The sequence below is a fragment of the Streptomyces sp. V2I9 genome (assembly GCF_030817475.1).
Lineage (GTDB): Bacteria > Actinomycetota > Actinomycetes > Streptomycetales > Streptomycetaceae > Streptomyces.
This window is the reverse complement of the sequence record NZ_JAUSZJ010000002.1, coordinates 2892184-2904683: the sequence shown is the minus strand read 5'-3', so window position 1 is coordinate 2904683 and position 12500 is coordinate 2892184. Positions and strand designations below refer to the sequence as shown.

11 protein-coding genes are annotated in these 12500 nt (G+C 72.6%); 8 read left to right on the top strand and 3 right to left on the bottom strand.

Going from position 1 to position 12500, the window contains the following annotated elements; genetic code table 11:
• Positions 1-54: 54 nt before the first annotated feature.
• From QFZ71_RS12655 to QFZ71_RS12645, 3 genes are all read left to right on the top strand, one after another.
• Entirely contained in the window at positions 55-1053 is a 999-nt protein-coding gene (locus tag QFZ71_RS12655) for an ATP-binding cassette domain-containing protein (protein WP_307668334.1), read from the top strand.
• Positions 1050-1877, top strand: a complete 828-nt coding sequence (locus QFZ71_RS12650; protein WP_307668333.1) for an ABC transporter permease — start codon at positions 1050-1052, stop codon at positions 1875-1877. The genes QFZ71_RS12655 and QFZ71_RS12650 overlap by 4 nt, the downstream gene beginning before the upstream one ends.
• 149 nt (positions 1878-2026) lie before the next feature.
• On the top strand, positions 2027-2377 hold the full coding sequence (locus QFZ71_RS12645; RefSeq protein ID WP_307668332.1) for a hypothetical protein: 351 nt from the start codon (positions 2027-2029) through the stop codon (positions 2375-2377).
• Positions 2378-2500: 123 nt separating this feature from the next.
• On the opposite strand, the gene QFZ71_RS12640 is transcribed toward QFZ71_RS12645, so the two are convergent.
• On the bottom strand, positions 2501-3928 hold the full coding sequence (locus QFZ71_RS12640) for a glutamate decarboxylase (RefSeq protein WP_307668331.1): 1428 nt from the start codon (positions 3926-3928) through the stop codon (positions 2501-2503).
• A gap of 421 nt (positions 3929-4349) precedes the next feature.
• Here QFZ71_RS12640 and QFZ71_RS12635 point away from each other — a divergent pair, with 421 nt between their 5' ends.
• Positions 4350-5066, top strand: a complete 717-nt coding sequence (locus QFZ71_RS12635; RefSeq protein WP_307668330.1) for a DedA family protein — start codon at positions 4350-4352, stop codon at positions 5064-5066.
• Between the two features lie 121 nt (positions 5067-5187).
• Here QFZ71_RS12635 and QFZ71_RS12630 read toward each other — a convergent pair whose 3' ends face one another.
• Together QFZ71_RS12630 and QFZ71_RS12625 are read right to left on the bottom strand one after the other, a co-directional pair.
• Positions 5188-6891 (bottom strand): threonine/serine exporter ThrE family protein, encoded by a 1704-nt coding sequence (locus tag QFZ71_RS12630; RefSeq protein WP_307668329.1) that lies wholly within the window; start codon positions 6889-6891, stop codon positions 5188-5190.
• 228 nt (positions 6892-7119) lie between these two features.
• The gene (locus tag QFZ71_RS12625) at positions 7120-7614 is read right to left on the bottom strand and encodes an inorganic diphosphatase (protein WP_003968257.1); all 495 of its coding nucleotides are present in this window, start codon (positions 7612-7614) and stop codon (positions 7120-7122) included.
• A gap of 86 nt (positions 7615-7700) precedes the next feature.
• Here QFZ71_RS12625 and dacB point away from each other — a divergent pair, with 86 nt between their 5' ends.
• The 4 genes from dacB to hpt all read left to right on the top strand — a co-directional run bounded on the left by dacB (position 7701) and on the right by hpt (position 12338).
• On the top strand, positions 7701-9176 hold the full coding sequence (gene dacB / locus QFZ71_RS12620) for a D-alanyl-D-alanine carboxypeptidase/D-alanyl-D-alanine-endopeptidase (protein WP_307668328.1): 1476 nt from the start codon (positions 7701-7703) through the stop codon (positions 9174-9176).
• A gap of 71 nt (positions 9177-9247) precedes the next feature.
• Entirely contained in the window at positions 9248-10381 is a 1134-nt protein-coding gene (locus QFZ71_RS12615) for a zinc-dependent metalloprotease (RefSeq protein ID WP_307668327.1), read from the top strand.
• Positions 10382-10577: 196 nt separating this feature from the next.
• Positions 10578-11690 carry a tRNA lysidine(34) synthetase TilS gene (tilS, locus tag QFZ71_RS12610; protein WP_307668326.1) on the top strand — a complete coding sequence of 371 codons (1113 nt, stop codon included), beginning with the start codon at positions 10578-10580 and terminating at the stop codon, positions 11688-11690.
• Between the two features lie 108 nt (positions 11691-11798).
• Positions 11799-12338 carry a hypoxanthine phosphoribosyltransferase gene (gene hpt / locus QFZ71_RS12605; protein ID WP_030194046.1) on the top strand — a complete coding sequence of 180 codons (540 nt, stop codon included), beginning with the start codon at positions 11799-11801 and terminating at the stop codon, positions 12336-12338.
• Positions 12339-12500: the final 162 nt, after the last annotated feature.

The window sequence follows — 12500 nt, the reverse complement described above, 5'->3', positions numbered from 1 at the left end:
GCTAGTCAACTTTGACTACGAACGCGGCGGACGCCGCGGAAGGGTGGCGGAAACGTGACCGAGGCGATCGTCATGGACGGCGTGCACAAGCGGTACGGGGAGAAACGCGCCCTCGACGGACTGGACCTGACCGTCGGCGGCGGCACCGTCCACGGGGTGCTCGGCCCCAACGGGGCGGGCAAGACCACCGCCGTACGGATCATGTCGACGCTGCTGCGCCACGACGCGGGCCGGGTGACCGTGGCCGGTCTCGACGTCCGTGAGCGGGCCGGCGAGGTACGGCGCAGGATCGGGCTGCTCGGGCAGCACGCGGCGCTCGACGAGAAGCTGGGCGGGCGGCAGAACCTGGAGATGTTCGGGCGCCTGTTCCACCTGGGCGCACGCCGGGCGGGCAGCCGGGCGGACGAGCTGCTGGAGCGGTTCGGCCTGGCCGACACCGGGCGCAAGCCGGTCCAGCGGTACAGCGGAGGCATGCGCAGACGGCTCGACCTGGCCGCGTCGCTGATCACCGATCCGGAGGTGCTGTTCCTGGACGAGCCGACCACCGGCCTCGACCCGCGCGGCCGGACCGAGGTGTGGGAAGCCGTGCGGTCCCTGGTCGGCGATGGCACCACGGTCCTGCTGACCACGCAGTACCTGGAGGAGGCGGACCAGCTGGCCGACCGGATCTCCGTGATCGACGGCGGCCGGGCGGTCGCCGAGGGCACCCCCGACGAGCTGAAGGCCCTGGTCGGCGGCGACCGGATCGACGTCGTCCTGCGCGACGCGGCCCGGCTGGCGGAGGCCGCCGCGCTGCTCGGCGGCGACGGCGTGACGCTCGACCCCGACCGGAGGCTGATCGGCGCGCCCGCCCCGGACCGGATGGCGGCCCTCACCCGGACGGTACGGGTGCTGGAGGAGGCGGGCGTCGTGGCGGAGGACATCGCGGTACGCCGGCCGACCCTGGACGAGGTGTTCCTGGCCCTGACCGGAGGGCCCGGTGAGGAACGGCGTACGGACCGGGGCGGCCGGGACCGTACGGAGCGGGCCGCCGCGGCGGAGGTGGCGGCATGAGCGCGGCGACGACGGCGGCCCCCGCGGCGGGCGGGGCGTCCTCACGGCTCGGCTGGGCGGTGGCCGACTCCTGGACGATGACCCGCCGCGAACTGGCGCACTGGGCCCGGCAGCCCGTCGCGGTCCTGGTCAACCTGGTCTTCCCGGTGATGCTGCTCCTGATGTTCACCTATCTGGTCGGCGGCGGCCGGGGCGTGGACGGCGACCCCACCGAGTACCTGGTCCCCGGCATGCTCGCCCTGACGATGGCCTTCGGCCTGGAGAGCACGATGCTCGCGGTCACCCAGGACCTCGGCAAGGGCGTCATCGACCGCTTCCGCTCGATGCCGATGGCGCCGGGGGCGGTGCTGGTCGGCCGCAGCGCGGCGGACATGCTCCAGTCGGTCGCCGCGCTCGCGGTGATGACCGGCGTCGGGTACGCGGTCGGCTGGCGCTGGCACCACGGCCCGGGCGCCGCGCTGGGCGCGATGGGGCTGCTGCTCCTGCTGCGGTTCGCAATGCTCTGGGTCGGCATCCACCTCGCCCTGGTGGCGGGGCGGCCGGAGATGGTCTCGGCGGTCCAGATCCTGGTCTGGCCGGTCGGCTTCCTCTCCAACGTGTTCGCGACCCCCGGGTCGATGCCGGCCTGGCTGGGCGCGGTCGTCGAGTGGAACCCGATGTCCGCGACGGCCACCGCCGTACGGGACCTGTTCGGCAACCCCGGCGGCGCGGCCGGCTCCTGGGCCGCCGAACACGCCGGACTCCTGGCGGTGCTCTGGCCGGTGGCGATCGTCGCGGTGTTCTTCCCCCTCGCGGTGCGGAGGTTCGCCCGGCTCGGCCGGTAGGGGTGCTGTCCGGGGAGGCCGGCGGCCGCGGCTCGCGGTCGCTGTTCCTCTCCCCGACGCGGAGGGGCCGTGTTCACCGTATGTTCAGCGGGCATGCTCCCGGCCTCGGGAGCATGGGACCGGCTCGGGAAGCGGGGACGGGGGCGGTCATGAGCGGCAGGAAACCGGACGTGGGCTGTCTGGCGGTCGGGGTGGTCTTCCTGCCCGTCGGACTGGGGCTCGGGTACGTGCTGGTGATGGCGGCCTGGCGGATCGGACACTTCCTCTGGAGCACCGGCGGGCCACGGCTCGCCGAGGGCGATCCGACGGCATGGGCCGCCGCCGGCGTGATCCTCTTCCTTCTCGCGGTGGTGGCTTTCATCTACTGGGACGCGGGCCGGGACGGCGGTCCGTCCCCCCGGCCCGGTCGCGCGGTCCACCAGGGAGAGGACTGGTACTGGCAGGTCGAGGACCCGCCGAAGCCCCGGAGGGACGGTTCGCGGGGCCCCTCTTCCCTCTGACCTGGCCGCCCGTACCTCGGGGGAGAGCTCGCCTCGGGCCTCGTCCGCGTCGCGGCATCTTCCTCCGGCCCGCACGACGATCCGGACGCAACGGCCCGGGGGCGTCGGGCGGGAGGGACCACCTCAGTGGTGGAACGCCGTCGGGACCGGCCGGTCCTGGCTCAACGGGTGGCGCTGCGCCCGCAGTTCGGGCAGCAGCAGCTTCAGGTCCTCGACCAGCAGGTCGGCCAGGTCCGAGGAGAACCCGTTGCGGCACACCACCCGCAGGACCGACAGGTCCTGGCGGTTGGCCGGGAACGTGTACGCGGGCACCAGCCAGCCCCGTTCGCGCAGCCTCCGGGACACGTCGAAGACGTCGTACGCGTGGACGTCGTCCTTCGTCGTGAAGGCGAACACCGGCAACTGGTCGCCCCTGGTGAGGAGCCGGAAGTCGCCCAGTCCTTCCACCGCGCGCGCCAGTCCGCAGGCCACCTCGCGGGACGCCTGCTGGACCGCCCGGTAGCCCTCGTGCCCGAGGCGCAGGAACGTGTAGTACTGCGCGACCACCTGCGCCCCGGGCCGCGAGAAGTTCAGCGCGAACGTGGGCATCTCCCCGCCCAGGTAGTTGACCCGGAAGACCAGCTCCTCCGGCAGCGCGTCCGCCGTACGCCACAGCACCCAGCCGACGCCCGGATAGACGAGGCCGTACTTGTGCCCCGACGTGTTGATCGACGCCACCCTCGGCAGCCGGAAGTCCCACTCCAGGTCCGGGTCGAGGAAGGGCGCCACCATCGCGCCGGACGCACCGTCCACGTGGACCGGGACGTCGAGGCCGGTGCGCTCCTGGAGGGCGTCCAGGGCCGCGCACAGCCCGGCGATCGGCTCGTAGGAGCCGTCGAAGGTGGAGCCGAGGATGCCGACCACCCCGATGGTGTTCTCGTCGCACAGGCCGGCGGCGGCCTTCGGGTCGAGGTGGAAGCGGTCACCGTCCATCGGGACCTGCCGGGCCTCCACCTCCCAGAAGGTGCAGAACTTCTCCCAGCAGACCTGGACGTTGATGCCCATCACCAGATTCGGCTTCGCCGTCGCCGGGTAGCGGTCCGTGTTCCGCCGGGTCCAGCGCCGCTTCAGGGCCAGCCCCGCGAGCATGCATGCCTCGCTGGACCCGGTGGTCGAACACCCCACGGCCCTCTCCGGATCGGGGGCGTTCCACAGATCGGCGAGCATCGCCACGCAGCGCCGCTCCAGCTCGGCGGTGCGCGGGTACTCGTCCTTGTCGATCATGTTCTTGTCCCGGCACTCGCTCATCAGGACGTCCGCCTGCGGCTCCATCCAGGTGGTGACGAACGTGGCCAGGTTGAGCCGCGCGTTGCCGTCGAGCATCAGCTCGTCGTGGACCACCCGGTACGCGGTGAGCGGGGGCAGCGGGCCGTCGGGCAGCCGGTGGCGCGGCGGAGCCGTGTGCATCGCGGCCGTCGGGTCGGCCTCCCCGTAGAACGGGTTCAGCGCGAGCCTGCGCCGCTCGTCGGAGGGCTCGTCCTGCTGCGGATGGGCACCGCGGTGGAGCGGCATGGTGGTGACCCTTCTCTGAGCCGGTGCGGGAGGGGGCGTGACGGCGGTACGCGCCGGTGGCGGGTGCCGCCCGGTCGCCGCCGTACGAGGGCGGGCGGCGGCGACCGGCCTTGAGCACGCGGGTGACCTTCACCGGCACAGGGGGCGCGGCTGTGGGCCACGACACAGAGCGCACGCATCAGACGATACGGACGTTCGGTGCGTACGGCGCGGCGAGCGGGTCCTGGCCGTGCCCGTGCCCGGCGGGGGGCGGGGTCGCGTCCGGGTCCGCGTACGACGGCGGGGACGGCCGGTCTCCGGCCGCTTCGTAGGATGCGCATGGCCGCTGCACGCCACTGGAACCACCGGTGCGCATCGGGCGTTGATAGCTTGGGGCGGCCACAGAGCCGCCATCGCACCCCTCATCCTGGAGCCCGGACCCTTGAATACGCTTGCGCTCGGACCGAGCTGGCTGGACCCGGACTATCTGCTCAACACGTTCGGGCTCCCCGGCCTGCTCCTCATCGTCTTCGCCGAGTCCGGACTCCTCATCGGGTTCTTCCTGCCCGGCGACTCACTGCTGTTCACCACGGGCCTGCTGGTGACCACGGGGCAGCTGAAGTACCCGCTCTGGCTGGTCTGCACGCTGATCGCGGTGGCCGCGATCGTCGGCGACCAGGTCGGCTATCTCTTCGGCCGCAAGGTCGGACCGGCCCTCTTCAAGCGTCCCGACTCCCGCCTCTTCAAGCAGGAGAACGTGGAGAAGGCCCACGAGTTCTTCGAGAAGCACGGCCCCAAGTCCCTGGTCCTGGCGCGGTTCGTGCCCATCGTGCGCACCTTCACGCCGATCATCGCGGGCGTCAGCCGGATGAACTACCGCTCCTTCATCACGTACAACGTGGTCGGCGCGATCCTCTGGGGCGTCGGCGTCACCGTGCTCGGAGCCCTGCTCGGCAAGATCGACTTCGTGCACGAGCACATCGAGATGATCCTCATCCTGATCGTGCTCATCTCCGTGGTGCCGATCGTGATCGAGGTCCTGCGCGCCCGCAGCCAGGGCAGGAAGGCCGCCGCCCTGGAGGACGACGACGCCGGCCGGCCCGCGACGGGCGGCAACGGCCCCTCCTCCGGCCAGCGCGGCCGTCACGCCAAGCGCTGACCCCGCCCCGTACGCGCCCGCGCGAGCACCCCGCGCCGCGTACCCGACCGGCGAAGACGCCCCTCCCCGGACGATCCGGGGAGGGGCGCCTCGCGTCGTACGGCCGCGGAGCCGGCCGTGCTCAGAACCCCCTGGTCCGCTTCGCCGCCCGGCGGCTCGCCCCGCCGACCGCCCCCGGCAGCCCCATGAAGAGCCGGGAGATCTCGCTCCCCAGGTTCACCCCGATAGCGATCGCCAGAGCCGTCGCGACGGCCGTGGACAGCGAGGCGAGCCCGGCGTCCAGCTCGTTCTGTGCCACACCCAGCAGACCGAAGTACGTCGCCGAACCGGGCAGCAGCGGCCCGATCGCCGCCGTGATGTACGGCAGCGACGAGGTGAACCGGTACCGCGAGAACAGCTGGCCGAACAGCCCCACCAGCCCGGCCGCCACCGCCGTCGCCGCGACCGCCGAGATGCCCCCGGTCCGCGCCATCGCCCCGAAGACGATCCAGGCCACGCCACCGTTCAGGGTGACCGCCAGCACCGTCGAGCGCTCCTGCTGGAGCAGCACCGCGAAGGCCAGACTCAGCGCCATCGACGCCAGGATCTGCACCACCGGCTCGTTGTACGGCGTGAACCGGGCCTCCGGATTGAGCTGCGCCCCCAGCTGGAGCCCCAGGTACAGGACGATCAGCACGCCCGCGACGATCCCGATGAAGAAGTACATGACTTCGAGGAGGCGGGCCGCGGCGGTGATGTAGTAGCCGGTCAGCCCGTCCTGCACCCCCGCCACCAGCGCCCGCCCCGGCAGCAGCGCGAACAGCCCACCGGTGATCACCGCGGAGGGGCGGATGTCCGTCGAATGGGTCAGCGTCAGCGCCACCCCCATCGCCGCGGGCGGCATCGCGGCCACCGTGAACTGGTAGAACTCCGGCAGCCCGCGCCCCGCGCACAGCCAGGCCAGCCGGTCGCCGAGCATCGCGCCCGCCGCCGCCACCAGGAACACCAGCACCCCACCGCCGACCAGCACCGAGGCCGACCCGGCCAGCAGCCCGGCCGCCGCCGTCAGCACCCAGCCGGGGTACGGGTGGCGGTTGCGGCGGATCTCCGCGAGCCGCCGGTACGCCTCCTCCAGCGACACCTCGGTGTCCGTACTGGTGATGTCGTCCACCAACCGGAACACGGCGGCCAGCCGGGTGTAGTCGGTGCCCCGGCGGCGTACCGTACGGCTCGCCGTCACCGGGTCGTCCACCAGCGACGGCTGGTGCGAGATGGACAGCAGCGTGAACGTGACCGTCGGCTCGCTGCGGTCGAGCCCGTAGGACCGGGTCACCGCGAACATCGCCGCCTCGACGTCCTCGGCCCCCTCACCGCCCGCCAGCAGCAGTTCGCCGATACGCAGCGTCAGGTCGAGCACGCGCGGCACGGCGGGGCCGGTCTCGTCGTCGGTGTGCTGGATCGACTCGGCGGCCGGCCGTTCGGTCACCGGCATGCGCAGCATCGTGCGCATCCGGTCCTGCCACGGGGCTTCCTTGGTCAGCTTGATCATCGGAATGCCCTGCGCCGGGGTGAACGCGGGCGGCGACTGCTGGGCCTGGTACGTGCTCGGCGGGGTGAAGGCTGAACTCAGCGTGTCGGAGTTCGAGCCGCCCCCCGCACCGCCGCCCGATCCGGCCGGGCCGTGCGGGTCCTGATGCACCCCGGTCGGAAGGGCGAATTCCGACGTCGGATGGTCCTCCTCGGGCGGCGACACCGGCTGCATCGTCCCCGCGGGCGGGGCGAAAGCGCTCCGCGCCTCGTCGGACTGGGGCTTCTGGTCCTCGGGACCGCCCGATTCCGCCACCACTCGACCTCGTTCCTGCTCGACTGCACGTCACTGGGGGTGCCCCGCCGCACGTGTGCCCAGTATGGCCACCGGCATGGCCCCGCACGCGCCGAGGTCACGCGTTCCGCGCGCGTCCCGTGACCCCCGCGCGCGGGGGAGCGGACAGCGGAACGGGCGGTACACCCGCGAGGGTGTACCGCCCGTTCGGAGACGGCCGTCCGGCTCAGCGACAGAACCGGAAGAGGGACGTCAGTGCGCGCCGCCCTGCGCCTCAAGACGCTTGTACGAGGCCTCGATCTCGGCCTCCGCCTCGGCGCGGCCGACCCAGTCGGCGCCCTCGACGGACTTGCCCGGCTCCAGGTCCTTGTAGACCTCGAAGAAGTGCTGGATCTCCAGGCGGTCGAACTCCGACACGTGGTGGATGTCGCGCAGGTGTTCCACGCGCGGGTCGGACGCCGGGACGCAGAGCAGCTTGTCGTCGCCACCCGCCTCGTCGGTCATCCGGAACATGCCGATGGCGCGGCACTTGATGAGGCAACCGGGGAAGGTCGGCTCGTCCAGGATGACCAGCGCGTCCAGCGGGTCGCCGTCCTCGCCGAGGGTGTTCTCGACGAAGCCGTAGTCGGCCGGGTAGCTGGTCGAGGTGAAGAGTCGACGGTCCAGGCGGATCCGACCGGTCTCGTGGTCCACCTCGTACTTGTTCCGCGAACCCTTCGGGATCTCGATGGTGACGTCGAACTCCACGGGTGGCTCCTCCATGATCAACACATACGACTGGTGGTTAAGTGTCCCCCACGCAGAAGTGTGCTCGCGAAAGGGGCTGGTCAGCGGTGGCCGAGCAGGTGGAAGAACCGGCGGTGCGCCCCTCGGACCCGCGGGGCGGGCCGAAGGTCCTGATGAGGAAGCGCGACGGGTCGTACACCTGGCAGGTGATCGCAGGCTCCGCGACGCTCGGCCTGGCCGTGGCCGCCGGCGCCGTCCTCGCCGCCGGCCCCTGGGACAACGGTCAGCGTAAGGCCGAGCGGGCCCTGGCGGTCGCCGCCGACCGCACAGGTGGCGCACATCACGGCCGCACCGCGCCCGGCGGCCCCCGCCCCGCCCCCAGCGCCGCCGCCGTCCTCCCCGCCCTCGGCACGTCCACCCGGGACGCCCCCCGGGACACCGCCGGGCTCCGGGACGCCCTCACCCCGCTGGTCCGCGCGCCCGGCCTCGGGAACAAGCTCGCCGCGTCCGTCGTCGACACCGCCACCGGCGAGCAGCTGTACGGACACGGCGCCACCACCCCGATGACCCCGGCCTCCACGATCAAGATCGCCACCACCGCCGCGGCCCTCTCCGTCCTCGGCCCCGACCACCGCATCGCCACCACCGCGGCGCTGTCCCCCGACTCCCGCACCCTCACCCTCGTCGGCGGCGGCGACCCCACGCTCACCGAGGCCGACCTGCGCCCGATGGCCACCGACGCCGCCGCCGCCCTGCGCGGGGAGGACAGGAAATCCGTACGCCTCGCCTACGACGTCTCCCGCTACACCGGCCCCGTGCTCCACCCGATCAGCCCCAACGACAACATCGCGCCCGTCACCGCCCTGATGGTGAACGAGGGCCGCCTCAACGGCTCGGACCGCGGCCACGCGCCCCGTACCGACGACCCGGCGGGCGACGCCGCCCGCGCCTTCGCCCGCGCCCTGGAGAAGGCGGGCGTCGAGGTCACCGGCGCCCCCCGCGAGGCGCGTGCGGCCGAGGGCGCCCGCACCGTCGCCACCCACCGCTCGGCCCCGCTCGCCGCCCTCGCCGAACGCACCCTCACCAACAGCGACAACGACATCGCCGAAGCCCTCGCCCGGCAGACCGCCATCGCCAAGGGCGAGAAGGCGTCCTTCGCCGGGGCCCGCCGCGCCGTCACCAACGAACTGAAGAAGCTCCAGGTCCCGGTCGCCGGCGCCCACTTCGCCGACGGCAGCGGCCTGGACCGCGAGGACCGGGTCACCCCGGCCCTCCTCACCGCACTCCTCGCCCGCGCCGCCGACCCGGACCGCCCCGGACTGCGCCACGTCCTCACCGGGCTCCCGATCGCCGGGTTCACCGGCACCCTCGACGGCCGCTACGGGCGGGACGCGGCGGGCACCGGCCTCGTCCGCGCCAAGACCGGCACCCTCCAGGGCGTCAACTCCCTCGCCGGGACCGTCGTCGACCGGCAGGGGCGGCTGCTCGCCTTCGCCTTCCTCGCCTCGGGCAGTGCGTCCGCGGCCGAGGCCGAACCCGCGCTCGACGCCCTGGCCACCGCCCTCGCCGGAACGGGCGGCTGAGGACGGGCCGTACCCGAAGAGACGCCGCCAAGACCCCACCACCGGGCGACAGGCTCACGTACGGTTGACGCATGACGAGCATCGGTGGTGCCCAGATGGTCGACTGGAATCTCGCGGTGGCGACCGCGACCCGGCTCGTACGGACCGGGCCCGACATCAGCCGCGAGGAGGCCCGCGCCGTCGTCGCGGAGCTCCGCCGCCACGCCAAGGCGTCCGAGGAGCACGTCCGGGAGTTCACCCGGATGATCCCCGAGGGGACCGAACCCGAGGACACCCCTGTCCTCGTCGTCGACCGCCCCGGCTGGATCAAGGCCAACGTCGCCGGCTTCCGCGAACTCCTGAAGCCCCTGCTCGACAAGATGGAGAGCCGCCGCTCCGGCGGCCCCGGCGGCGCCGTCCTCGGCGCGGTCGGCGGCAAGGTCACCGGCGTCGAACTGGGCATGCTGCTCTCGTTCCTCGCCTCGCGGGTGCTCGGCCAGTACGAGACCTTCGCCCCCGCCACCCGCGAGCTGCCCGCCTCCGCGAACGGCGGCGGCCGGCTCCTCCTCGTCGCCCCCAACATCGTCCACGTCGAACGGGAACTGGACGTCGACCCGCACGACTTCCGGCTCTGGGTCGCCCTCCACGAGGAGACGCACCGCACCCAGTTCACCGGCGTGCCCTGGCTCCGCGACCACCTCCGGGGCGAGATCCAGACGTTCCTCGACGAGACCGACGTCGACCCCATGACCTTCCTGGAACGCCTCCGCGAGGCCGCCCAGTCCCTCTCCGGCGGCCGGCCCGAGGGCGAACAGGGCGAGAGCGAGGGCCGCAGCCTCGTCGACATCGTCCAGACCCCCGCCCAGCGCGAGGTCCTCGGCCGCCTCACCGCCGTCATGTCCCTCCTCGAAGGCCACGCGGACTACGTCATGGACGGCGTCGGACCCGGCGTCGTCGGCTCCGTCTCCGAGATCCGGGAGAAGTTCCAGCAGCGCCGCGCCCAGGGCGCCGGCCGTCTCGACCAGGCCCTGCGCAAGCTCCTCGGCCTCGACGCCAAGCTGCGCCAGTACCGGGACGGCGAGAAGTTCGTACGATCGGTCGTCGACGAGGTCGGCATGGACGGCTTCAACCGCGTCTGGACCTCGCCCAACACCCTTCCGACCAAGGCCGAGATCGCCCGGCCCGCCGACTGGGTCGCGCGCGTGCACCGTAAGGCCGAATCCTGACCATCGGATGGCCCGGATACTCCCGAGGGGCCGATATTCGCCCACCAATCACCCATCCGAGGGACCATGGAGGCACGGGAAGGCGTGCAATGCTCGATGAACAGCTTGCCTCTGTCACCATCGACGCACTCTGAGTGACGGGACTCACGCGTTCCGGCGCTCGACGCACCCCCGAACTCCACGAAGGGCACCGGACATGGGTCCCCATCCTGCGGTCGCGGCGATACGCCTGGCGGTCCGCCGCGTACTCCACGACGTCCTCACCGATTTCCACCGGCACGCCGGTCACGACCGGCCGGCCGACGCCGCGAAGCGCACCGCGCACGCCGCCCGCACCCCTCACGCCGAGGCCGCCGCGGCGGGCAGCCCCCGCGGAACCCTCCCCGAACGGCCCGACGCCCCGCTCGTCCTCGTCGCCTGCTCCGGCGGCGCCGACTCCATGGCGCTCGCCTCCGCACTCGCCTTCGAGGCGCGCAAACTCGGCGTCCGGGCCGGCGGCATCACCGTCGACCACAACCTCCAGCAGGGTTCCGCGCTCCGCGCCGACGAGGTCGTCACCCGGCTCGCCGCCATGGACCTCGACCCCGTCGAGGCCGTCGCCGTGCACGTCGGACGCGAAGGCGGCCCCGAGGCCGCCGCCCGCGACGCCCGCTACGCCGCGCTGGACGCCGCCGCCGAACGCCACGGCGCCGCCGCCGTCCTGCTCGGCCACACCCGCGACGACCAGGCCGAGACCGTCCTCCTCGGCCTCGCCCGCGGCTCCGGCATCCGCTCGCTCTCCGGCATGGCCGCCGCCTCCGGGCCGGCCGGCCGCTACCGCCGCCCCTTCCTCCAGCTCGACCGGCAGACCGTCCGCAAGGCGTGCCTGGTCCAGTCGATCCCGGTCTGGGACGACCCGCACAACATCGATCCCGCCTACACCCGCTCCCGGCTGCGCCACGAAGGGCTGCCCGCGCTGGAGAAGGCGCTCGGCAAGGGCGTCGTCGAGGCCCTCGCCCGGACCGCCCAGCTCTCCCGCGACGACGCCGACGCCCTGGACGCCTGGGCGGCCGAGGCCGAGCTGTCCGTACGCGACGAGACCGGCGGCCTGGAGTGCGCCGCCCTCTACGCCCTGCCGTCCGCGGTGCGCCGCCGGGTGCTGCGCCGCGCCCTGATCGAGGCCGGGTCGCCCGCCGGCTCCCTCTTCGCCCGGCACCTGGAAGAAGTCGACCGCCTGATCACCGGCTGGCGGGGCCAGCGGGCCATCAACCTGCCCGGCCGCGTCGAGGCGACCCGGCAGGGTGGCAGACTGGTCATTCGGCAGAGCTGACGCGCGAGCGGCTGAAGCGCAGGCGAACGGCACGACGGTCCGGCGCACCCGGACCGGCGTGCCGGACCGTCGGCAGCACAGAAAGAGACGTGGGTGAACGAGAAGGACATGGGTACCGACCTTCAGTCGGTGCTCCTCACCAAGGAAGAGATCGACGCGAAGCTCGTCGAGCTGGCCGCGAAGATCGACGCGGAGTACGCGGGCAAGGACCTGCTCATCGTCGGCGTCCTCAAGGGCGCGGTGATGGTCATGGCGGACCTGGCGCGCGCCCTGTCGTCCCCCGTCACGATGGACTGGATGGCCGTCTCCTCGTACGGGGCGGGCACCCAGTCCTCCGGCGTCGTGCGGATCCTCAAGGACCTCGACACCGACATCAAGGGCAAGCACGTCCTGATCGTCGAGGACATCATCGACTCCGGTCTGACGCTGTCCTGGCTGCTGTCCAACCTGGGTTCGCGGGAGCCGGCCTCGCTGGAGGTCTGCACCCTGCTGCGCAAGCCGGATGCCGCAAAGGTCGCCATCGATGTGAAATGGATCGGTTTCGACATCCCCAACGAGTTCGTCGTCGGCTACGGGCTGGACTACGCGGAGAAGTACCGCAACCTGCCCTTCGTCGGCACGCTCGCCCCGCACGTCTACGGCGGCTGACCCCGACCCGCCCGCCGGGGAACCCTCACTGCCATCGGGCCGTTGAAGCTGCGAAAGCAGGTTTCTCCGCCGCACCCGGCGGTCGCGGGTGCCCATGCTGAGGTACCGTCCGAAGAACACTCTTTTCAAACAGCAGCATTTACCTACGGGCAGGAGGGACGG